We start from the raw sequence: 20,053 nt of genomic DNA, 5'->3' as shown, positions 1-20,053 counted from the left end.
GTGGGATGGGGCATCCGGGGCGGGGCATGAGCGCATGCCCGGATGGCGGGTGCAGGCGGGTTGCAATGCTTGTGAGAATCATTATCATCTCATTTCGAAGCGCCGCCTTGGAGACCCCGCGATGTCCGCCCAGACCGTACCGTTCCGCCCCGAAGTCCTGACCCTGCGCAACCGCCCGGCCCCTCAGGCCGTGCCGGCCGCCGACATGATCGACAGCGCGGCCCTGCTCAAGGGCGGCCGCGAGGTGCTGATCCGCCATGGCGACAAGGTCTATCGCCTGCGCCACACCAGCAACGACAAGCTGATCCTGACCAAGTAACCGGCCAGGCCGGCCGTGCCATCCGGCGCGGCCGGCCTTCGCATGTCTCTCTCCCCCTCGGCTCCGGCCCGCGGCACCTCGCGGCCGCGTCCGTGCCGGGGGTCCTGTTCTGGTCCGGAATGCCGGGCGGTACGGGCCTTGTGCACGTGCCGGTGTCGACCGCAGGCGCGCCTTGTCCGCGCTGCGGGCGATGCCGCCTGCGCAGGCGTTGCACGATGCCAGGTGCCCGTGGCCAGCCCCGGATGCCGGATTTCCCAACTGAAGATCCCCTGATCCCATGAAAGCGACCCCGAGATTCACGGCAGCCCTCATGGCCGGCACGTTGCTGCTGCTGGCCGGCACCGCCCTGGCACAGCCGGCCGACCCGGCACGCGACCGCCAGACCATCCTCTCCATGCAGGGCGAGTACGACGTCGACTTCACCTTCGACGAGACCGTGCTGCTCAAGCCCGGCTACGAGCGCGCGCCCGCCGAGCACAGCGCCGGCAGCGAGACGGTGGTGGTGGTCGAGGACACGCCCACCAAGATCGTCCTGCAGCACCTGCTGGTCGATCCCAAGAGCGGCTACGTGACCAAGCACTGGCGCCAGGACTGGACCTACGAGGCCCCGCGCCGCTTCGAGTACACCGCCGGCCAGACCTGGCGCGTGCGCGAGATCCCCGCTGCGCAGACGCACGGCGCCTGGACCCAGTGCGTGTTCGAGGTCAGCGATGCGCCGCGCTACTGCGGCACCGGCCGCTGGGACTACAGCGACGGCCATCCGACCTGGACCAGCGACCTGAGCTGGCGTCCGCTGCCGCGCCGCGAGTACACCCGGCGCAGCGACTACAACGCGCTGGCGGTGGTCAACCGCCACACCCTGACGCCCGGCGGATGGACCCACGAGCAGTTCAACACCAAGGTGCTGCGCAAGCCCGACGGCAGCCAGGAAAGCATCGCCCGCGAGTTCGGCTTCAACGACTACGTGCGCACCAGGGAAGTCGATTTCGCGCCGGCCTATGCCTACTGGAAGGCGACCTCGGGCTACTGGGCGCGGGTACGCCAGCGCTGGGCCGCCTACCTGGACACGCCGCCGGGCGTGCACCTGAAGACCAAGATCGACGGCATGGCGCTGATCATGCCGCTGTTCACCCAGGCCGAGGACGTCCAGGCCGGCAAGCCGGTCGACGATGCCCAGATCGACGCGCTGTTCGCGCAGTGGGTGGAGCCGGCGCCGGCCGCGCCCTGATCGCCGCCGGCACGGATACCACGTAACGCGCGGGTATGCGCACGCCGCCAGCCGGACTGTCCCGGCGGCGCGAGGGCGAATCCGGCAGGGCGGCATCCGCAAGGACGCCGCCCTTGCCGGTCCCCGCCGCGGCGATGGCTATTCCTTGAACATCAGCAGCGCCGCGACCAGGATCAGCGCGAACGCCGCCCAGTGGTTCCACTTCAGCGGCTGGCCCAGGTACAGCGCCGAGAACCCGGCGAACACCAGCAGCGTGATCACCTCCTGGATGCCCTTGAGCTGCGGCGCCGAATAGACTGCGCTGCCCATCCGGTTGCCCGGCACCTGCAGGCAGTACTCGAAGAAGGCAATGCCCCAGCTGGCCAGGATCACCGCCACCAGTGGCGCACTGCGGTACTTCAGGTGCCCGTACCAGGCGAAGGTCATGAACACGTTGCTGGCGATCAGCAGCAGCACCGGATAGAGATACGCGGTGAAGGGCAGGGCAGGCATGGCGGTCCCGGCGGGGAATCGTTGAAGGCGGGAAAGGATGGCGCGATGCGACGCGCGGGGGAAAGTATGGCGCGACGCGACGCGCCGGGGAACGGGGCCGCGCCGGGCGTGCGCGCGCTCGCCGGATCCGCCGCCAGGCGCGGCACGGGCGAGGCCGCCGTCCCGGCGACGGCCTCGCGCCGGGCTCATTCCTCGCGCAATGCCACCGCCGGCGGTACCCGGAGGATGCGCCGCGTCCCCCACCAGCCGGCCAGCATGCTCAGCGCGATGCCGACCGCGGCGCCGGCCAGCAGGCCGGGCCAGGGCGGGGCGGCGGCCAGGTCGAAGGCCCGGCGCGAGACCAGCGCGCCGATGCCGGCGGCGGCGGCGACGGCCAGCAGCGCGGCCAGCCCGCCGAGCATGCCGAACTCCACCAGCACCGCCGCGCGCAACTGGCCGCTGCGCGCGCCCAGGGTGCGCAGCACCGCGGTGTCGTAGCGGCGCTCGCCGGCGGTGGCCTGCAATGCCGCCAGCAGGACCAGCGCACCGGCGAGCAGGCTGAAGGTCATGACCGCGCCGATCGCCTGGCCGACCCGGTCCACCACTTCGCGCACGCGCTGCAGGATCGCGTCGATATCCAGCAGCGAGACGTTGGGGAACTGGCGCAGGGTCGCGGCCAGGCCGGAGACGCGTGCCGGCGGCAGGTGGAAGCTGGAGATCAGGTTGTAGGGCGCATCGCCCACCGCGCCGGCATTGAGCAGCACGAAGAAGTTGACCCGGAACGAATCCCACTCGGCCTTGCGCAGCGAGGTCACGGTGAACTCGCGCTGTTCGTCGCCCAGCGACAGGCGGATGCGATCGCCCAGCCCCACCCCGTAGCGCTCGGCCCAGCCCTGCTCGACCGAGGCTTCCGGCGCGTGGCTGGCGGCCTCCCAGAAGCGCCCGGCGACCAGCGTGTTGGCCGCGGGGAAGGTGTGGCGCCAGGAGAAGTTGACCGGGCGGTCGGCGTCGTCCTCCTCGCCATCGCCGCCGCCGTCCGTACGGCGTGGCGGCTGGCCGTTGATGGCCAGCAGGCGGCCGGTGCCGAACGGCTCCACGTCCGCGTCGGCCACCCCCAGCCCGTGCAGCGCGGCCACCACCGCATCGGTCTGGTCGGGCTGGATGTTGAGCAGGAAGTAATTGGGCGTGTCGGCCGGCAGGCGCGCCCGCCACTGGCCGAGCAGGCCCGGGCCGACCACCGCCAGCAACAGCAGCGCGCACAGCGACAGCGCCAGCCCGACCAGTTGCACCACGCTCAGCGCGCGGCGCCGGCCGAGCGCGGCCAGGCCCAGCTTCCACGGGCCGCGCAGGCGGTGCTGCACGCCGCGCACCAGCGCCAGCAGCAGCGCCCCGACGCCGCCGGCCAGCGCCGCCAGCACCGCCAGCCCGCCCAGCACCCACAACGCCAGCAGCACGTCGCCGGCGGCCTGGATCGCCAGGGCCAGGGTGGCCGCAAGCGCGGCCAGGTAGGCCAGCATCGACACCGGCGGCATGCGGGCATAGCTGCGGTTGAGCACGCGCATCGGCGGCACCCCGCGCAGGCGCAGCAGCGGCGGCAGGGCGAAGCCGAGCAGCAGCACCAGGCCGATGCCGGCCCCGGCCAGCGCCGGGGCGGCCTGCGGCAACGGCAGCTGGCCGGGCACCAGCGAACCCAGCACCGCCACCAGGCCTTCCTGCGCGGCCATGCCCAGCGCCACGCCGAGCGCGCAGGCCGGGATCGCCAGCAGCACCAGTTCCAGCGCCAGCATCGCCAGGATGTCGCGCTGGCGTGCGCCCAGGCAGCGCAGCACGGCCACCGCGTCGATCCGGCGCAGCGCGAAACGGTTGGCGGCCAGGGCGGTGGCCACGCCGGCCAGCAGCACCGCCAGCAGCGCCGACAGCGACAGGAAGCGGCCGGCGCGGTCGAAGGTGCTCTGCAGGCCGCGCTGGCCGTTGTCCAGGCCCACCGGGCGGAAGCCGCGGCTGCGCGGTGCCAGCCATTCGCGCATGGCGGCCACGGCGGCCGGATCGCCGGCGAACATCAGCCGGTAGGCAGCGCGGCTGCCGGGGCCGAGCAGGCCCTGCGCGTCCACGTCGGCGCGGTTGACGATCACCGGCGGGGACAGCTGCAGGAAGCCGTCGGCCGCGTCCGGCTCGCTGCGGATCAGGCCGGCCACCTTCAGCGTGCCGGCGCCGAAATCCATCTCGTCGCCGACCTTCAGGCCGAGTCCGTCGAGCAGGCGCGGATCGACCCAGGCCTGGCCCGGCGGCGGCGTGCCCGCCGCGTGCGCCGCGGCGGTGGCGCCGCCGGCGACCAGCAGCTGGCCGCGCAGCGGATAGCCCTCGCCGACCGCCTTGACCGTGGCCATCTGGCTGGCCTCGCCGTGGAACAGTACGCTGGGGAAGCTGACCATGCGCAGGCTGCGCAGCCCGCGCCGGTGCGCCTCGGCGGCGAAGGACCCGGGGATATCGGTGCGCCCGGCCAGGCCGAGGTCGCCGCCCATGACCTCGGCGGTGCTGCTGCGCAGGGCCAGCGAGACCCGGCCTACCAGCGTGCCCACCGCGGTCATCACCGCCACGCCCAGCACCAGCGCGGCGAACACGGTCAGCAGGTCGCCGGCACCGAACTCGCGCCGCAGCGAACGCGCGGCCAGGCGCAGCACGTTCATGCCGTCCCGTCCATCGCGTGCGCCTGCAGGTGGCCGTGGTCGATGCGGTAGACGTGGCGGCAACGGCGCGCCAGGCGCATGTCGTGGGTGACCAGTACCAGGGTGGTGCCGGCCTGCGCGTTGAGCGCGAACAGCAGGTCGCTGACCTGGTCGCCGGTGGTCTGGTCGAGCGCGCCGGTGGGCTCGTCGGCGAACAGGATGCGCGGGCGCGCGACGAAGGCGCGGGCGATGGCCACGCGCTGCTGCTCGCCGCCGGAAAGCGTGCGCGGGTAGTGGCGGGCGCGATTGCCGAGCCCGACCGCGTCGAGCACTTCGCGCACCCGTGCCGGATCCTCGCGCCCGGCCAGCTCCAGCGGCAGTGCCACGTTCTCCTCGGCGGTCAGCGCCGGCAGCAGGTGGAAGCCCTGGAACACGAAGCCGACCAGGCGCGCGCGCAGGGCCGCACGCGCTTCCTCGTCGATGGTGTTCAGGTCGGTGCCGGCCAGCACCACGCGCCCGGTACTGGGCAGGTCCAGCCCGGCGAGCAGGCCGAGCAGGGTGGTCTTGCCCGAGCCGGAGGCGCCGACGATGGCCACGCTGTCGCCTTCACCGACGGTCAAGTGCACGTCCTGAAGAATGTGCAGCGTGCCTTCCGGGCCGCTGACCGACTTGCCGACGCCTTCGGCGGCGACGGCCACCGCGGCGGCGGGGAAGGATGTCGTATCCACGGTATCGATGGGGAGCCTCCGCATGCAGGGAACGGGAATCTGGCGCGTGGCGCTGCTGGTGCTGCTGGCCTGCCTGGCGCCGCTGGCCATGGCCGCGCCGGGCGGTCGCAACGGGCCGATCCTGGTGGTCGGCGACAGTCTCAGTGCCGCCCACAACATCCCCGTTGCCAGCGGCTGGGTCAACCTGCTCGACCTGCGCCTGAAGAAGGAGATGAAGTCGCCGCCGACGGTAGTCAACGCCAGCATCAGCGGCGAGACCTCGGCCGGCGCGCTGACCCGGCTGCCGGGACTGCTGGCAAGGCACCGTCCCGCGGTGGTGGTGATCGAGCTGGGCGGCAACGATGCGCTGCGCGGGCTGGCCCCGGCGCAGTTGCGGGCCAACCTGCAACGGATGATCGCGCTCAGCCGCCAGGCCGGCGCCCGGGTGCTGCTGCTGGGCATCGACGTGCCGCCCAACTACGGGCCGGCCTACCGCCAGCGCCTGGCCGCGGTCTATGCCGGCCTGGCGCGCAGCGAGAAGGTGGCGCTGGTGCCGTTCCTGCTGGAGGGTGTGGCGCTGCAGCCCGGCCTGATGCAGGCCGATGGCCTGCATCCCACCGCCGCCGGCCAGCCGCGGGTGCTGGACAACGTCTGGCCGCGGCTGCGTCCGTTGCTGTGACGCCCGGTCTTCACGCCATGTAGATGCCGGACCCGGCATCTTTCACAAAGCTGAAGACAGAGGCATCCCATGCGTCAGACGAAGGAAACGTCGGGCCTTGTCCTGATCGTTGAAGACAACCGCAACATCTCCGAGCTGATCGGCGAATACCTGGAAGGACGCGGTTTCGAGGTGGATTACGCGCTCGATGGCCTGGACGGCTACCGGCTCGCCGCCGAGAACAGCTACGACGTGATCATCCTGGACCTGATGCTGCCGCGCCTGGACGGCATCGAGGTCTGCCGCCGGCTGCGCAACGAGGCGCGCAAGTCCACGCCGGTGCTGATGCTCACCGCCCGCGACACCCTGGACGACAAGCTCACCGGCCTGGGCCAGGGCGCGGACGACTACCTGACCAAGCCGTTCGCCATCCAGGAACTGGAGGCGCGCCTGCGCGCGCTGATCCGCCGCGAGCGCCGCCAGGTCGGGGCCGAGGTGCTCAAGGTGGCCGACCTGGTGCTCGACCCGGTCAGCATGCGCGTCACCCGCGCCGGCACCGAGCTGCAGCTCTCGCCGATCGGGCTGAAGCTGCTCACCATCCTGATGCGCGAATCGCCGCGGGTGGTCAGCCGTCAGGAGATCGAGCGCGAGATCTGGGGCAACGGCCTGCCCGATTCGGACACCCTGCGCAGCCACCTGTACAACCTGCGCAAGATCATCGACAAGCCGTTCGACCGGCCGCTGCTGCACACCGTGCAGAGCGCCGGCTACCGCATCGCCGACATCGCCCAGCCGGCCGGCTGAGGTCGAACGCGGAAGCCGCACCGAGGCCCCGGGCATGCAACGCCCGGGGCCTCGGCCGTTTCTGCCGGGTGTGGGCAACCGGGCGGCCGGGGCAGCCGGCGGGACGGCACGGCGTCGGCGCAATAGCGCGGGAGGCGGCCCGCGGCGCCATCCGGTGGCCGGCCGCCTCCGGGGTTTCCGGCGCTTCGTGTCAACGCCGGGCGCGCCCGGGCGTTGGTGGCAGGCATCCCCTCCACGCGATCCGCCATGTCCCAGCCTTCTCCCCGTGGTCCCGTCCGTGCTCCTTCCCGTTCCTCCCGCTGGCGCTGGGCGCTGGCCGTGCTGGCGGTGCTCGTCGTCGCCGCCGCGGGCGGGTATGCGTGGCACCAGCGCGGCAGCGCCGCAGCCGATGGCTGGCGCACCGCACCGGTGGAGCGCGGCGACATCCGCGTGGCGATCTCGGCCACCGGCACGCTGAGCGCGATCTCCACCGTCACCGTCGGCAGCCAGATCTCCGGCCAGGTGACCGACGTGCTGGTGGACTACAACGACCCGGTGAAGAAGGACCAGGTCATCGCCCGCATCGACCCGAGCACCTACCAGGCGCAGATCCGCCAGGGCGACGCGCTGGTGGCCGCCGCGCGCGCGACCCTGGCCAACGCCCAGGCCACGCTGAAGAACGCCGAGCTGGACTACACCCGCAAGGCCGAGCTGGGCGAGCAGAAGCTTGTCGCGCGCAGCGACGTCGACCTGGCCCGCGCCGCGCTGGACCAGGCGCGCGCGGCGGTGAACTCGGCGCAGGCGCAGATCGTCCAGCAGCTCGCCTCCACCCACGCCACCGAGATCAACCTGGAGCGCACCGTGATCCGCGCGCCGGTGGACGGGGTGGTGCTCACCCGCAGCATCGAGCCCGGCCAGACCGTGGCCGCCAGCCTGCAGTCGCCGGAGCTGTTCACCATCGCCGAAGACCTGTCGAAGATGAAGATCGAGCTGGCGGTGGACGAGTCGGACATCGGCCAGGTCAAGGCCGGCCAGTCGGTGAGCTTCACCGCCGACGCGTTCCCGGAGCGGCGCTTCCAGGGCACGGTCGAGCAGGTGCGGCTGTCGGCCACCACCACCAACAACGTGGTGACCTACCCGGTGGTGGTCACCGTGGACAACAGCGACGGCACCCTGCTGCCGGGGCTGACGGTCAATGCCGAGATCGCCGTCAGCGAGCGCCGCGACGTGCTCAAGGTGGCCAGCGCCGCGCTGCGCTACAAGCCGGCCGAGGCCAGCACCGCGGCAGCGCCGGCCGGTGCCGCGCCGGCGCCGCGCCCGCCGCAGGGCGAGGGCGGTGGCGGCCTCGGCGACGACCTGGCCCAGGCCGCGGCCGGGCTGGACCTGTCCGCCGAGCAGCAGGCGGCCTTCGATACCGCGCTCGCCGCCATGCGCGAACGCCAGCAGGCGCGGCGCCCGGCCGCCGCGGCCGGTGCCGGTACCGGTGCGGCCATGCCGCCGCCGGGCATGGGACCGGCGCCGCGCGCCGGTGGGAGCGGCGGCGACCTGCAGGCGCAGATCCGCCAGCGCATGGCCGAGCGCATCAAGCAGGACTTCGCGCCCTTCCGCGCCAGCCTCGACGCCGATCGCCAGCAACGCTGGGATGCGGCGCTGGCGGCCCTGGTCAATGCGCGCCGGGTGGCCGTGTACCGGCTGGTGGGCGGCAAGCCGCGGCCGGTGACGGTGCGGGTCGGGGCCAGCGACGGCAGCAGCACCGAGATCGCCGGCGGCGGCCTGAAGGCCGGCGACCTGCTGGTCACCGGCGAGCGGGCGGCGCGATGAGCATGGCCGCCCGCGCGGCCGCGGCGGTGATCCATACCCGTGGCCTGGAGAAGGTGTATTCGCCCGGCAGCCAGGCCGAGGTGGTCGCGCTCGACGGCGTGGACCTGGACATCGGCCGCGGCGACTTCGTCGCCATCATGGGCCCGTCCGGCTCGGGCAAGTCGACGCTGATGAACCTGATCGGCTGCCTGGACACGCCCACCGCCGGCATCTACCTGTGCGACGGCGTGGACGTGGCCACGCTCGACGCCGAGCAGCTGGCGGCGCTGCGCCGCGACAAGATCGGCTTCGTGTTCCAGGGTTTCAACCTGCTGCCGAGGATGGATGCGCTGGAGAACGTGGCCATGCCGCTGTCCTACGCGCGGGTGCCGGTGGCCGAGCGCGCCGAGCGCGCGCAGCGCGCGTTGCAGGCGGTCGGCCTGGGCGAGCGCGCCCGCCATCGCCCCAGCGAGCTGTCCGGCGGCCAGCAGCAGCGCGTGGCCATCGCCCGCGCGCTGATCAACGACCCGCCGATCCTGCTCGCCGACGAGCCCACCGGCGCGCTCGACAGCCGCACCGGCGAGGAGATCCTGGCGCTGTTCAAGCGGCTGCGCGATGCCGGCCATACGGTGGTGCTGATCACCCACGACCCGGGCGTGGCCGCCCATGCCGACCGCACCTACGTGATGCACGACGGCCGGCTCCACCTGCAGGAGGCGACGCCATGACCTTCGCCGACATCCTGCGCACCGCGCTGTACTCGCTGCGCGGCAACTGGATGCGCAGCGCGCTGACCTCGCTGGGCGTGATCATCGGCATCGCCGCGGTGATCGTGATGGTCTCGGTCGGGCAGGGCACCCAGGCGCAGATCGACAAGCAGATGTCCGGCCTCGGCGCGCAGCGCCTGGACATCATGCCCGGTGCCGGGCGCGGGCCGGGCGGCGGCGGCGCGCGGCAGAGCGCGGCCAGCTTCTTCACCCTGCGCGAGGGCGACGTGGCGGCGATCCGCGAGCAGATCCCGGAGGTGCAGTACGTGGCCGGGCTGCTGCGCGGCAGCGTGCAGGCCGTGTATGCCGAGAACAACGCCTCCACCAGCTGGCAGGGCGTGCAGCCGGACTTCTTCGCCATCAACAGCTGGACGCTGGACCAGGGCCAGGGCTTCGACACCCAGGACTACGGCACGGCGGCCAAGAAGGTCGTGCTCGGCGACACCGTGCGCAAGACCCTGTTCGGCGACGACAGCGGCGTCGGCCAGACGGTACGCCTGGGGCGGGTGCCGTTCGAGGTGGTCGGCACGCTCAAGCCCAAGGGGCCGGGCAGCTTCGGCCAGGACCAGGACGACGTGGTCCTGGTGCCGCTGGAGACCGGGCGCGGGCGCCTGATGGGCATCGCCGGATTGCCGCCGGGGGCGGTGATGCAGGTCAGCCTGACCGTGGCCGACGCCAAGGACCTGGACTACGTGCAGGGCGAGGTGGAATCGCTGCTGCGCCAGCGCCACCGCATCAAGCCCGGCGCCGAGGACGACTTCAGCGTGCGCAACATCGCCCAGATCGTCTCCACCCGCAACGAGACCACGCGGCTGATGTCCTGGCTGCTCGGGGCGGTGGCGACGATCTCGCTGATCGTCGGCGGCATCGGCATCATGAACATCATGCTGGTGTCGGTGACCGAGCGCATCCGCGAGATCGGCCTGCGCATGGCCGTGGGCGCCGGCCCGGGCGACATCCGCCGCCAGTTCCTGGCCGAGGCGATGCTGATCTCGCTGGGCGGCGGCGCCATCGGCATCGCCATCGGTGTGGCCGGCGCGCTGCTGGCCAGCCGGTTCGGATCGCTGCCGGTGGCGCTGAACTGGAAGGTGGTGTCGCTGGCGGCCGGCTTCTCGGTGGCCACCGGCCTGTTCTTCGGCTACTACCCGGCGCGCAAGGCCAGCCAGCTCGACCCGATCGAGGCGCTGCGCCAGCAGTGAGCCGGGCGCGGCGCGCCGGGGTCAGCTGACCTCGGCGGCCGCGCTCCAGGCCTGCATGCGCTGGCGCATCTCGTCGTCCGGCACGTCCTCCACGTGCGTGGCCAGCGACCAGCGGTGGCCGAACGGATCGACCACGGTGCCGGTGCGATCGCCCCAGAACTGGGTCTCCACCGCGCGCTCGGCGCGGGCGCCGGCCTGCAGCGCGCGGGCGAAGGCGGCATCGACGTCGGCCACGTAGAGCACGCAGCTGGAGGTGGCGCCGCCGCGGTGCGGGGGCGCGAGCAGCTCCATCTCCGGCCATTCGTCGGACAGCATGACGATGCTGTCGCCGATGCGGATCTCGGCATGGCCGAGCTTCTCGCCCATCGGCAGGCGCATCAGCTCCTCGGCGCCGAAGGCCTCGCGGTAGAAGTCGATCGCGGCGGCGGCGCCGTCGACGACCAGGTAGGGCGTGATGCTGTGGAAGCCCTCGGGTACCGGGCGCGGCGTGGCGGTCATGGCGTCCTCCTCGGTGGCTGTCGGCACCGGGGATAGCACCGCCGGGGTTACGGTCGCGTCAGCGGGCGGCCGCGTCCAGCCGTGCATGCAGCGCCGGCGCCAGGGCCCGGGTCCACAGCGCGTAGCCGGCGGGCTGCATGTGCAGCCGGTCGGCGCGGAACAGCGCCGGCCGCGGCAGGCCGTCGGCACCGAGCATCGGCGTGGCCACGTCCACGTAGTGCACGTCGTCCAGCCGTTCCAGGTCGGCGCGCACCAGCGCGTTGGCCTGCGCCATCCGCGGCCACAGCGCCTGCCGCGACGGGCTCGGCTTGATCGACAGGTAGAACACCGGCACCCGCGGCAGGTCGCGGCGCACGCGCACCACGAAGGCATGCACGTCATCGCGCACCTGCTCCGGGCTGCGGCCGGCCTCGATGTCGTTGTCGCCGGCGTAGAACACGATCGCGCGCGGGCGGTAGGGCACCACGATGCGGCCGGCGTATGCGGTGGCGTCGCGTACCTGCGAGCCGCCGAAGCCGCGGTTGATCACCGGCCAGTCCGGGAAGTCGGTGGCCAGCGTGTCCCAGAACCGGATCGAGGAGCTGCCGACGAACAGCAGCGCATGCCGCGGTGGCGGCGTGGCGGCGTCGAGCGCGGCGAAGCGCTGCATGTCCGCCTCCCAGCCGCCGTTGGAGACCTGGGTGGGATCCGGTAGCGGCACGGCGGCGCCGGCGGGCAGCACGAGCAGGCAGGCGAGCAGCAGCAGGAACCGGGACATGGCGGCGATACGCGTTGGGCAGGGCCGAAATGGTAGCGCGGGGCGTGGAACGGGCCGATATGGCAAAATGCGCACTCCACGCCTCCTTCGTCCCCGCGATGAATCCTCCCGGCCGTCTGGTCGGCGCCTGCGCCTGCGGGGGCCGGCATGGCTGACAAGATCGGCAATCTCCCGCGCGGCCCGCAACGCCTGCTGATGGCCACGCGCTGGTCGTGGCAGGGCCTGCGCGCGGCCTGGCGGCACGAATCCTCCTTCCGCCTGGAGGCGTGCCTGGCGGTGGTGCTGGTCCCGCTGGGCCTGTGGCTGGGGCACGGTCCGGTGGAGAAGGTGCTGCTGGCCGGCCCGGTGCTGCTGGTGCTGGCCATGGAACTGGTCAATTCCGCCATCGAGGCACTGATCGAGCGCTACGGCGCCGAATGGAACGAGCTGGCCGGCCGCGCCAAGGACATGGGCTCGGCCGCGGTGTTCGTGCTGCTGCTCAACGTGGCGCTGTGCTGGGGGCTGATCGTGGTCGCGCCCCGGCTGTGACCGTGCGCTCCCCCCTTTCCCTTTGCGAGGTCCACAACCGCGATGTCCCTTGAATTCCTGGCCGATCCCCAAGTCTGGATCACCCTGTTCACCCTGTCGGCACTGGAGATCGTGCTGGGCGTGGACAACCTGGTGTTCATCTCGATCGCGGTGAGCAAGCTGCCCGAGCCGCGCCGGCCGCTGGCGCGGCGCCTGGGCATCGCCGTGGCCTGCTGCACGCGCATCGCGCTGCTGGTGTCGCTGGCCTACCTGGCGCACATGCAGCGCGACCTGTTCCACATCGGCGCGATGGGCATCTCGGTGCGCGACCTGGTGCTGATCGTCGGCGGCGGCTTCCTGCTGGTGAAGGGCGTGAGCGAGATCCGCGAGCTGATCAATGGCGGCGAGGAGGCCGATCCCGGCGCCGGCCGCACCACCGCGGTGTTCGGCCTGGTGATCGCGCAGATCGCGGTGATGGACATCGTGTTCTCGCTGGACTCGGTGATCACCGCGGTCGGCATCGCCGACCACATCCCGGTGATGGTCGCCGCGATCCTGCTGGCGGTGGCGGTGATGCTGCTGGCCGCCAACCCGCTGGGCGAATTCATCGACCACAACCCGACGGTGAAGATGCTGGCGCTGGCCTTCATCCTGCTGATCGGCGTGGTGCTGGTGCTGGATGGCTTCGACATTCACGTCGCCAAGGCCTACATCTACACGGCGATGGGCTTCTCGGTGCTGGTGGAGGTGCTCAACCTGCTGATGCGCCGTCGCGCCGAGGCGCGCGGCATCGCCGGGCCGGAGCAATGACGCCCCGCCGCGTGGCGTGAGTGCCAACGTGACCCGCCCCGTGGCATGCTTGCCGCCGGTATCCACGTGCGGAGTCACGCCATGCGCCTGTCGCGTTCCCTGATCCTCGTCCTGCTCGCCTCGCTGCTGGGCGGCTGCGGCTACAACACCATCCAGCAGAAGGACGAGGCGACCAAGGCGGCCTGGTCGGAAGTCCTCAACCAGTACCAGCGCCGCTACGACCTGATCCCCAACCTGGTCAACACGGTCAAGGGCTACGCCCAGCACGAGCAGCAGGTGCTGACCCAGGTCACCGAGGCGCGCTCGCGCGTGGGCCAGATCCAGGTCAACGCCGAGGATGCCGGCTCGCTGCAGCAGTTCCAGCAGGCGCAGGGCGAGCTCGGCAGCGCGCTGCAGCGGCTGCTGGTGGTCAGCGAGAACTACCCGCAGCTGAAGGCCGACCAGTCCTTCCGCGACCTGCAGGCGCAGCTGGAGGGCACCGAGAACCGCATCACCGTGGCGCGCGGCCGCTACATCCAGTCGGTGCAGGACTACAACACCTACATCCGCCAGTTCCCGCAGGTGCTCACCGCCAAAGTCACCGGCGCCAAGGAGAAGCCGAACTTCAGCGTCGCCAACGAGGCCCAGGTCTCGCAGGCGCCGACGGTCGATTTCGGCAGCCCGGCCCCGCAGCCGGCGGCGCCGCAGCCGGCACCGACGAACTGAGCCCCGTGGCGATGGCCTCCCGGGCGAGGGCATGAGTCCCGTGCGCGCGTCGCGTCGGCGCCAGTGGGGGCTGCTGGCGCTGCTGCTGGCCGTGCTGCCGCTGGCCGCGCTGGCGCAGTCGCTGGCGGCGATCCCCGCGCTCGACTCGCCAGTGGTGGACACCACCGGCACCCTCGATGCGGCGCAGAAGCAGCAGCTGGTGCAGCAGGCGCAGGACCTGCAGCAGCGCAAGGGCAGCCAGCTGCAGGTGCTGATCGTGCCCAGCACCCAGCCGGAGACCATCGAGCAGTACACCCAGCGCGTCTACGACCAGTGGAAGCTGGGGCGCAAGGGCGTGGACGACGGCGTGCTGCTGGTGGTGGCCAAGGACGACCGCCGCGTGCGCATCCAGCCCGGCTACGGGCTGGAGGGGGCGATCCCCGACGCCATCGCCAACCGCGTGATCCAGGAATACCTGGTCCCGCACTTCCGCCAGGGCGACTATGCCGGCGGCGTCGTCGACGCCACCGCGGTGCTGGTCAAGCTGGTCGATGGCGAGGAGGCGTTGCCGGCACCGGTCGCCAGCAACCCGGCCCGCCAGGGCGATCGCAGCCCGGACTGGATCTTCGCCCTGTTCGCCGCCTTCATCGCCGCCAGCGTCGTGCGCGGCATCTTCGGCCGCGCCCCGCGGCCGCTGCGCAGCCTGTTCACCGGCGGGGCGGCCGGCGTCGTCGCCTGGCTGTTCTCCTCGCTGCTGCCGGTGGCCGGGCTCGCCGCCGTGTTCGGCCTGTTCTACGGCCTGCTCGGCATCTCGCTGGGCAACTTCGTCAACCGCGGCGGCTGGGGGGGCTTGCGGTGGGGGTGGTGGCTGGTCCGGCGGCGGTGGCAGCAGCGGAGGCGGCGGCGCCTCGGGGAGCTGGTGATGCGCTGGTGGCGCCATGTGTTCTCGCCTTCGGCCCGCAGGCTGTTCCCGCCGGCGGCCATGGACCGCATCGCCGCGGCGATCGCCGCCGGCGAGCGGACCCACGGCGGCCAGGTGATGCTGGCCATCGAGCAGGACCTGCCGCCGTCGGCGCTGTGGCGCCGGACCACCCCGCGCGAACGCGCGCTGCAGGCCTTTGCCCGGCTGGGCACCTGGGACACCGAGCACAACAACGGCGTGCTGATCTACCTGCTGCTGGCCGACCACGCCATCGAGATCGTGGCCGACCGCGGCGCCGCAACGCGGGTGGAGGCGGCGCGCTGGCAGGCGATCTGCCGGCACATGGAGGCGCTGCTGCGCCAGGGGCAGGCCGAGCAGGCCGCGCTGGACGGCGTGGCCGCGGTCTCGGCGCTGCTGGCCGAGCACTTCCCGCCGCCGGAAGAGGGCCATCCGCGCGACGCCCTGCCGGACCGGCCGCAACTGCTCGGTTGAACGCGGTTCGGCCGGTGCGCGGACGCGGATGGCAGAATAGGCGGCCTCTCCCCTGCGGGTTCCCGCTGCGCCCATGATCTACCTGCACCAGATCGATCCCATCGCCTTCTCGCTCGGTCCGGTCCAGGTGCATTGGTACGGCCTGATGTACCTGCTGGCCTTCGTCACCGCCTGGTGGCTGGGGCGGCTGCGGGTACGGGCCGGGCGCCTGCCGGGCGTGACCCAGGACGGCTTCTCCGACCTGCTGTTCTATTCGATGCTCGGCGTGGTGCTGGGCGGGCGCATCGGCTACATGCTGTTCTATGCGCTGGGCGATTTCCTGCACAACCCGCTGGTCCTGTTCAAGGTCTGGGAAGGCGGGATGAGCTTCCACGGCGGCCTGGTCGGCGTACTGGTGGCGGTGGCGTGGTGGACGCGCCGGCACGGCCAGCACTTCTTCGACGTGGTCGATTTCGTCGCCCCGCTGGTGCCGCTGGGCCTGGGGCTGGGCCGGGTCGGCAACTTCGTCGGCGGCGAGTTGTGGGGCAAGTTCACCGGAGCCGGCTGGGGCGTGATCTTCCCGCGCGCGCCGCTGTCGGACGTGCCCGCCGGCCAGCCGGCCATGGAACAGCTGCTGTCGGCCGCGCAGATCCACCAGCAGTACGCCGCCGGCCTGCTGGATCGCTACGCGCGCCATCCCTCCCAGCTCTACGAGGCCTTCCTGGAAGGCGTGGTGATGTTCGCGGTGCTGTGGACGTTCTCGATGAAGCCGCGCCGGCGCTATGCGGTCTCCGGCCTGTTCGCGCTGCTGTACGGCATCTTCCGCTTCTGCATCGAGTTCGTGCGCATGCCCGACAACGGCGTCTACGTGGCCTTCGGCTGGCTGACCCGCGGCCAGGTGCTGAGCCTGCCGCTGGTCGTCCTCGGCCTGGTGCTGCTGGCGCTCTCGCGCCGCGCCCCCATCCTGCAGCCGGTGCCGCCGCCGGCGGAGGCCAGGCCATGAAGCAGTACCTGCAGTTGCTCCAGCACGTGCTCGAGCACGGCACCGAGAAGTCCGACCGCACCGGCACCGGCACGCGCAGCGTGTTCGGCTGGCAGATGCGCTTCGACCTCAACGCAGGCTTCCCGCTGGTCACCACCAAGAAGCTGCACCTGCGCTCGATCATCCACGAGCTGCTGTGGTTCCTGAAGGGCGAGACCAACATCGCCTACCTGAAGGACAACAAGGTCAGCATCTGGGACGAGTGGGCCGACGCGGACGGCGAGCTCGGCCCGGTGTACGGCAAGCAGTGGCGGCGCTGGCAGGCGGCCGACGGCAGCGAGATCGACCAGATCAGGTGGGTGGTCGAGGAGATCCGGCGCAATCCCGACTCGCGCCGGCTGGTGGTCAGCGCGTGGAACGTCGGCGACCTGCCGGCGATGGCGCTGATGCCCTGCCATGCGCTGTTCCAGTTCTACGTGGTGGACGGCAAGCTCAGCTGCCAGCTGTACCAGCGCAGCGGCGATATCTTCCTGGGCGTGCCGTTCAACATCGCCAGCTACGCGCTGCTGACCCACATGGTGGCCCAGGCCACCGGCCTGGGCGTGGGCGATTTCGTGCACACGCTCGGCGACGCGCACCTGTATTCCAACCACGTCGAGCAGGCGCGCGAGCAGCTCGCGCGCACGCCCCGTGCCCTGCCGCGGCTCAGGCTCAATCCGGCGGTGAAGGACGTGTTCGGCTTCCGCTACGACGACATCGCCATCGAAGGCTACGACCCGCATCCGCCGATCAAGGCGCCGGTGGCGGTGTGAGCGCGGCCGCGGCCGGGCCGGTGCGCCTGCGGCGCGACATGGCCTACCTGCGCGGGCACTACCTGCAGTGGCTGGCGTTCCGCAGCCGCCAGCGCTGGCCGCTGCTGGCGGCGCTGCTGCTGGCCGGGGCCGGGCTCGCCTGCCTGCTGTGGCAACCGGCGGCGCGCCCGCTGCTGGCCGCGCCGGTGGCGGTGCTGGTGCTGCTGGCCGCGGTGCTGGCGGGCATGCCCGTGGTGGAGTTCCGGCGCTGGCGGCGGCGCGCGCTGGCCGGCCAGGCGGCGATGCCGGACCTGGTGCTGGAACTGCGCGACGGCGTGCTGGTGTTCGGCGCCGGCGACGAGGAGGGCGTGCGCCTGCAGGCGCGCGGCGACGTCGTGCGGGTGTGGCGCGGTCGTTTCGTCTATGTGGCCGGGCGTGACGGCCGCCACCTGTACCTGCCCGATCGCTGGGCCGGGCGCGAGGATGTGGCGCCGCTGCTGGCGGCCTGGGCCGACGCCGGGGCATCGCGATGAGGCTGTCGATGATCGCGGCGATGGACCGCCGCCACGCCATCGGCCGCGACAACGCTCTGCCCTGGCACCTGCCGGACGACCTGAAGCACTTCAAGGCGCTGACCCTGGGCAAGCCGGTGCTGATGGGGCGCAAGACCGCGCAATCGCTCGGACGCGCGCTGCCGGGGCGGCTGAACCTGGTGCTGAGCCGTTCCGGCAGCGCGCCGTTCGCCGGCATGGAGGCGCTGGCCTCGCCCGAGGCGGCCATCGCCCGGGCCGCCGCGGCCGGGGCCGGAGAGCTGTGGGTGATCGGCGGCGGCGAGGTCTACGCGTTGCTGTTGCCGCGGGCGGAGGTACTGCACCTGACCTGCGTGGACACGATCCTGGCCGACGCGGACGCGTTCTTCCCGCCATTGCCCGCCGGGCAGTGGCAGGCGACGTCGCGCAGCGCGCATCCGGCCGATGCCCGCCATCCGTTTGCCTTCGCCTTCGTCGAGCTGCACCGGCGCGTGCCGGCCTGAGCCGCCTGGGGCGGCGCCTCAGTCGCCGCTGGTCGCCGCCGCGGGCTTGCCGCCCTGCTTGCGCCGTTGCGGGCGCCGGCGCGGCGGTCGGGCCTGCGGCGGTGGTGCCGGCACGTCCAGGCCGGGTACCTGCACGACATGCAGGTCCTCGCTGTCCAGTTGCAGCGCGGTGAGCTTGCCGCCCCAGACCGCGCCGGTGTCGATGCCGTGCACGCCCTGGGTGATGGTCAGGCCGAGCGCGGACCAGTGCCCGAACACCAGCTTGAGGTCGCGCTCGACCCGGCCGGGCACCTCGTACCACGGGTACAGGCCCTGCGCCTGGGTGCCGGGGGTGCCCTTGTCCTCCATGCCGATGCGCCCGCGCGGGGTGCAGTAGCGCATCCGGGTGAAGAAGTTGATGATCGCGCGCAGGCGGTCGTGGCCGGTCAGCGACGGCGACCAGACCGGCTTGTCGCCGTACATGTTGCGCAGCAGCTTGCGGTAGTTGTTGCCGTGCAGGACCTGCTCGACCTCGCGCGCGTACTTCTCGGCCAGCTGCGTGGTCCACTTCGGCGCCAGGCCGGCGTGCACCATCATCCAGCCCAGCTCGCGGTCCACCTGCACCAGTGGGCGCAGGCGCAGCCAGTCCAGCAGATCGTCGCGGTCGGGGGCGGTGACCACGCGCAGCAGGTCGGCGTTGACCTTGCGCTGCTCCTCCTCGCTGCGCGCGCCGACGGCCAGCAGCGACAGGTCGTGGTTGCCCAGCACCACCTCGCAGTGCTCGCGCAGCGAGTGCACCAGGCGCAGGGTTTCCAGCGACTGGCCGCCGCGGTTGACCAGGTCGCCGCAGAACCACAGACGGTCGGCGGCCGGGTCGAAGCGGATCTTTTCCAGCAGCCGCTGGGTGACGTCGTAGCACCCCTGCAGGTCGCCGATGGCCCACACGCTCATCGGCGGGCCTCCCGGATGGGCCGGACCAGGCGAGGGGGGGCGGCCATGGCGGTCCGGGCGTGCAGCTCGTTCATGCACACAGTTTAGGGCCAGGACGCGCCTGCGCCCAGATGCCGCGCCGGGTGGGTGTCAGGAAGCCGGCGGCAGGTTCGCCAGGCGGATGAAGTCGGCCACCGCCAGCTGTTCGGCACGGGCGTCCGGGCGGATGCCCGCCGATTCGATCGTGGCGGCGTCGCACACGTCCCTGAGGGCATTGCGCAGGGTCTTGCGGCGCTGGCCGAAGGCGGCCTTGACCAGCCGGGCGAAGCGCGCCGGATCGTCGATGCCGACCTGCGCCGGCACGCGCGGCACCAGGCGCACCACCGCCGAATCGACCTTCGGCGGCGGCCGGAACGCGCCCGGCGGCACGACGAACAGCGGCGTGACCTCGCACCAGGCCTGCAGCATCACGCTGAGCCGGCCATAGACCTTGCTGCCGGGGGCGGCGGCCATGCGGTCCACCACCTCCTTCTGCAGCATGAACACCATGTCCTGGATCACCGCCGCGTGGTCGAGCGCGTGGAACAGGATCGGCGAGGAGATGTTGTAGGGCAGGTTGCCGGCCAGGCGCAGGCGGCGCCCGGCGGCCAGGGCGGTGAAGTCCACCGACAGCACGTCGCGGTGGACGATGTCGAGCTCGCCCAGCGGCGCGGCGGCGGCGGCCAGCGGCCCGACCAGGTCGCGGTCGAACTCGATCACGGTCAGCTGCGGGTAGCGGCGCAGCAGCGGCAGGGTGATGGCGCCCTGGCCCGGCCCGATTTCCACCACGGTGTCGCCCGGCCTGGGGTCGATCGCCTGCACGATGCGGTCGATGTAGTGGCGATCGGCCAGGAAATGCTGGCCCAGGGCCTTCTTGGCGGGCGCGGTGAAGCCGGCGGGAGCGGAAGTCATCGCGGCATTCTACAGGCTGCCCCGGTCCTGCCCGGGCCGGGAAATGCTGCGATGTCACGGCCAGGGGCCCCGGCAAGGAGGTCCCGGTCTCGGGCCGGGATGCTCATGGCCGGCACCCGGATGCGAAGAGGGCGGCCCGC

Annotated in this window: 22 protein-coding genes and 1 pseudogene; 16 read left to right on the top strand and 7 right to left on the bottom strand. The window is 72.2% G+C overall.

What is annotated here, in order from left to right; genetic code table 11:
- The first annotated feature begins 121 nt into the window (after window positions 1–121).
- Together hemP and BN3794_RS12790 are read left to right on the top strand one after the other, a co-directional pair.
- Window positions 122–319 (top strand): hemin uptake protein HemP, encoded by a 198-nt coding sequence (gene hemP / locus BN3794_RS12795; RefSeq protein WP_066097814.1) that lies wholly within the window; start codon window positions 122–124, stop codon window positions 317–319.
- A gap of 310 nt (window positions 320–629) precedes the next feature.
- Window positions 630–1,547 (top strand): DUF6607 family protein, encoded by a 918-nt coding sequence (locus tag BN3794_RS12790; protein WP_147675768.1) that lies wholly within the window; start codon window positions 630–632, stop codon window positions 1,545–1,547.
- Between the two features lie 138 nt (window positions 1,548–1,685).
- On the opposite strand, the gene BN3794_RS12785 is transcribed toward BN3794_RS12790, so the two are convergent.
- The 3 genes from BN3794_RS12785 to BN3794_RS12775 form a co-directional block, all read right to left on the bottom strand.
- Window positions 1,686–2,039, bottom strand: coding sequence for a DMT family protein (locus BN3794_RS12785; protein WP_066097810.1), 354 nt, complete (start codon window positions 2,037–2,039; stop codon window positions 1,686–1,688).
- Between the two features lie 185 nt (window positions 2,040–2,224).
- On the bottom strand, window positions 2,225–4,705 hold the full coding sequence (locus BN3794_RS12780) for an ABC transporter permease (protein WP_066097808.1): 2,481 nt from the start codon (window positions 4,703–4,705) through the stop codon (window positions 2,225–2,227).
- Entirely contained in the window at window positions 4,702–5,310 is a 609-nt protein-coding gene (locus tag BN3794_RS12775) for an ABC transporter ATP-binding protein (RefSeq protein ID WP_078059819.1), read from the bottom strand. The genes BN3794_RS12780 and BN3794_RS12775 overlap by 4 nt, the downstream gene beginning before the upstream one ends.
- A gap of 190 nt (window positions 5,311–5,500) precedes the next feature.
- Here BN3794_RS12775 and BN3794_RS12770 point away from each other — a divergent pair, with 190 nt between their 5' ends.
- From BN3794_RS12770 to BN3794_RS12750, 5 genes are all read left to right on the top strand, one after another.
- Window positions 5,501–6,070, top strand: a complete 570-nt coding sequence (locus BN3794_RS12770; protein ID WP_236493285.1) for an arylesterase — start codon at window positions 5,501–5,503, stop codon at window positions 6,068–6,070.
- A 69-nt stretch (window positions 6,071–6,139) separates the two neighbouring features.
- The gene (locus BN3794_RS12765) at window positions 6,140–6,853 is read left to right on the top strand and encodes a response regulator transcription factor (protein WP_066097805.1); all 714 of its coding nucleotides are present in this window, start codon (window positions 6,140–6,142) and stop codon (window positions 6,851–6,853) included.
- 246 nt (window positions 6,854–7,099) lie between these two features.
- Window positions 7,100–8,653: an efflux RND transporter periplasmic adaptor subunit gene (locus BN3794_RS12760; protein WP_078059749.1), complete on the top strand. Its 1,554-nt coding sequence runs from the start codon at window positions 7,100–7,102 to the stop codon at window positions 8,651–8,653.
- On the top strand, window positions 8,650–9,360 hold the full coding sequence (locus BN3794_RS12755; protein WP_201455275.1) for an ABC transporter ATP-binding protein: 711 nt from the start codon (window positions 8,650–8,652) through the stop codon (window positions 9,358–9,360). The genes BN3794_RS12760 and BN3794_RS12755 overlap by 4 nt, the downstream gene beginning before the upstream one ends.
- Window positions 9,357–10,598 carry an ABC transporter permease gene (locus BN3794_RS12750; protein WP_066097801.1) on the top strand — a complete coding sequence of 414 codons (1,242 nt, stop codon included), beginning with the start codon at window positions 9,357–9,359 and terminating at the stop codon, window positions 10,596–10,598. Before BN3794_RS12755 ends, BN3794_RS12750 begins: the two co-directional genes overlap by 4 nt.
- A 21-nt stretch (window positions 10,599–10,619) precedes the next feature.
- On the opposite strand, the gene BN3794_RS12745 is transcribed toward BN3794_RS12750, so the two are convergent.
- Complete coding sequence (locus tag BN3794_RS12745) at window positions 10,620–11,096, bottom strand: VOC family protein (protein ID WP_066097799.1); 477 nt, start codon at window positions 11,094–11,096, stop codon at window positions 10,620–10,622.
- Between the two features lie 58 nt (window positions 11,097–11,154).
- The gene (locus BN3794_RS12740) at window positions 11,155–11,853 is read right to left on the bottom strand and encodes an SGNH/GDSL hydrolase family protein (protein WP_066097797.1); all 699 of its coding nucleotides are present in this window, start codon (window positions 11,851–11,853) and stop codon (window positions 11,155–11,157) included.
- A 147-nt stretch (window positions 11,854–12,000) separates the two neighbouring features.
- On the opposite strand from BN3794_RS12740, the gene BN3794_RS12735 reads away from it, so the two are divergent.
- The 9 genes and pseudogenes from BN3794_RS12735 to BN3794_RS12695 all read left to right on the top strand — a co-directional run bounded on the left by BN3794_RS12735 (window position 12,001) and on the right by BN3794_RS12695 (window position 18,053).
- The gene (locus tag BN3794_RS12735; RefSeq protein WP_066097795.1) at window positions 12,001–12,381 is read left to right on the top strand and encodes a diacylglycerol kinase; all 381 of its coding nucleotides are present in this window, start codon (window positions 12,001–12,003) and stop codon (window positions 12,379–12,381) included.
- Between the two features lie 42 nt (window positions 12,382–12,423).
- On the top strand, window positions 12,424–13,170 hold the full coding sequence (locus BN3794_RS12730) for a TerC family protein (RefSeq protein ID WP_066097793.1): 747 nt from the start codon (window positions 12,424–12,426) through the stop codon (window positions 13,168–13,170).
- A gap of 81 nt (window positions 13,171–13,251) precedes the next feature.
- Window positions 13,252–13,875, top strand: coding sequence for a LemA family protein (locus tag BN3794_RS12725; protein ID WP_066097791.1), 624 nt, complete (start codon window positions 13,252–13,254; stop codon window positions 13,873–13,875).
- A 31-nt stretch (window positions 13,876–13,906) separates the two neighbouring features.
- Window positions 13,907–14,777, top strand: a pseudogene (locus tag BN3794_RS12720) (TPM domain-containing protein).
- Window positions 14,777–15,268: a TPM domain-containing protein gene (locus BN3794_RS12715; RefSeq protein ID WP_078059748.1), complete on the top strand. Its 492-nt coding sequence runs from the start codon at window positions 14,777–14,779 to the stop codon at window positions 15,266–15,268. Before BN3794_RS12720 ends, BN3794_RS12715 begins: the two are co-directional and overlap by 1 nt.
- 73 nt (window positions 15,269–15,341) lie before the next feature.
- The gene (lgt, locus tag BN3794_RS12710) at window positions 15,342–16,250 is read left to right on the top strand and encodes a prolipoprotein diacylglyceryl transferase (protein ID WP_066097787.1); all 909 of its coding nucleotides are present in this window, start codon (window positions 15,342–15,344) and stop codon (window positions 16,248–16,250) included.
- Window positions 16,247–17,041, top strand: coding sequence for a thymidylate synthase (locus tag BN3794_RS12705; protein WP_066097785.1), 795 nt, complete (start codon window positions 16,247–16,249; stop codon window positions 17,039–17,041). The genes lgt and BN3794_RS12705 overlap by 4 nt, the downstream gene beginning before the upstream one ends.
- Window positions 17,038–17,553: a hypothetical protein gene (locus tag BN3794_RS12700; RefSeq protein ID WP_066097783.1), complete on the top strand. Its 516-nt coding sequence runs from the start codon at window positions 17,038–17,040 to the stop codon at window positions 17,551–17,553. The genes BN3794_RS12705 and BN3794_RS12700 overlap by 4 nt, the downstream gene beginning before the upstream one ends.
- Window positions 17,550–18,053 (top strand): dihydrofolate reductase, encoded by a 504-nt coding sequence (locus BN3794_RS12695; RefSeq protein WP_066097781.1) that lies wholly within the window; start codon window positions 17,550–17,552, stop codon window positions 18,051–18,053. The genes BN3794_RS12700 and BN3794_RS12695 overlap by 4 nt, the downstream gene beginning before the upstream one ends.
- Window positions 18,054–18,071: 18 nt before the next feature.
- Here the strand turns inward: BN3794_RS12695 and BN3794_RS12690 are convergent, their stop codons facing one another.
- Window positions 18,072–18,983, bottom strand: coding sequence for a symmetrical bis(5'-nucleosyl)-tetraphosphatase (locus BN3794_RS12690; protein ID WP_066097780.1), 912 nt, complete (start codon window positions 18,981–18,983; stop codon window positions 18,072–18,074).
- Window positions 18,984–19,112: 129 nt separating this feature from the next.
- Window positions 19,113–19,913: a 16S rRNA (adenine(1518)-N(6)/adenine(1519)-N(6))-dimethyltransferase RsmA gene (gene rsmA, locus BN3794_RS12685; RefSeq protein ID WP_066097778.1), complete on the bottom strand. Its 801-nt coding sequence runs from the start codon at window positions 19,911–19,913 to the stop codon at window positions 19,113–19,115.
- Window positions 19,914–20,053 lie beyond the last annotated feature (140 nt).

Source organism: Xanthomonas massiliensis, assembly GCF_900018785.1.
Lineage (GTDB): Bacteria > Pseudomonadota > Gammaproteobacteria > Xanthomonadales > Xanthomonadaceae > Xanthomonas_B > Xanthomonas_B massiliensis.
This window is presented reverse-complemented; position numbering and strand designations above follow the sequence as displayed.

Coding starts and splice junctions, on each gene's coding strand:
- hemP (WP_066097814.1), top strand. CDS start 122: ATGTCCGCCCAGACCGTACCGTTCCGCCCCGAAGTCCTGACCCTGCGC.
- BN3794_RS12790 (WP_147675768.1), top strand. CDS start 630: ATGGCCGGCACGTTGCTGCTGCTGGCCGGCACCGCCCTGGCACAGCCG.
- BN3794_RS12785 (WP_066097810.1), bottom strand. CDS start 2,039: ATGCCTGCCCTGCCCTTCACCGCGTATCTCTATCCGGTGCTGCTGCTG.
- BN3794_RS12780 (WP_066097808.1), bottom strand. CDS start 4,705: ATGAACGTGCTGCGCCTGGCCGCGCGTTCGCTGCGGCGCGAGTTCGGT.
- BN3794_RS12770 (WP_236493285.1), top strand. CDS start 5,501: ATGGCCGCGCCGGGCGGTCGCAACGGGCCGATCCTGGTGGTCGGCGAC.
- BN3794_RS12765 (WP_066097805.1), top strand. CDS start 6,140: ATGCGTCAGACGAAGGAAACGTCGGGCCTTGTCCTGATCGTTGAAGAC.
- BN3794_RS12760 (WP_078059749.1), top strand. CDS start 7,100: ATGTCCCAGCCTTCTCCCCGTGGTCCCGTCCGTGCTCCTTCCCGTTCC.
- BN3794_RS12755 (WP_201455275.1), top strand. CDS start 8,650: ATGAGCATGGCCGCCCGCGCGGCCGCGGCGGTGATCCATACCCGTGGC.
- BN3794_RS12750 (WP_066097801.1), top strand. CDS start 9,357: ATGACCTTCGCCGACATCCTGCGCACCGCGCTGTACTCGCTGCGCGGC.
- BN3794_RS12745 (WP_066097799.1), bottom strand. CDS start 11,096: ATGACCGCCACGCCGCGCCCGGTACCCGAGGGCTTCCACAGCATCACG.
- BN3794_RS12740 (WP_066097797.1), bottom strand. CDS start 11,853: ATGTCCCGGTTCCTGCTGCTGCTCGCCTGCCTGCTCGTGCTGCCCGCC.
- BN3794_RS12735 (WP_066097795.1), top strand. CDS start 12,001: ATGGCTGACAAGATCGGCAATCTCCCGCGCGGCCCGCAACGCCTGCTG.
- BN3794_RS12730 (WP_066097793.1), top strand. CDS start 12,424: ATGTCCCTTGAATTCCTGGCCGATCCCCAAGTCTGGATCACCCTGTTC.
- BN3794_RS12725 (WP_066097791.1), top strand. CDS start 13,252: ATGCGCCTGTCGCGTTCCCTGATCCTCGTCCTGCTCGCCTCGCTGCTG.
- BN3794_RS12715 (WP_078059748.1), top strand. CDS start 14,777: ATGCGCTGGTGGCGCCATGTGTTCTCGCCTTCGGCCCGCAGGCTGTTC.
- lgt (WP_066097787.1), top strand. CDS start 15,342: ATGATCTACCTGCACCAGATCGATCCCATCGCCTTCTCGCTCGGTCCG.
- BN3794_RS12705 (WP_066097785.1), top strand. CDS start 16,247: ATGAAGCAGTACCTGCAGTTGCTCCAGCACGTGCTCGAGCACGGCACC.
- BN3794_RS12695 (WP_066097781.1), top strand. CDS start 17,550: ATGAGGCTGTCGATGATCGCGGCGATGGACCGCCGCCACGCCATCGGC.
- BN3794_RS12690 (WP_066097780.1), bottom strand. CDS start 18,983: ATGAGCGTGTGGGCCATCGGCGACCTGCAGGGGTGCTACGACGTCACC.
- rsmA (WP_066097778.1), bottom strand. CDS start 19,913: ATGACTTCCGCTCCCGCCGGCTTCACCGCGCCCGCCAAGAAGGCCCTG.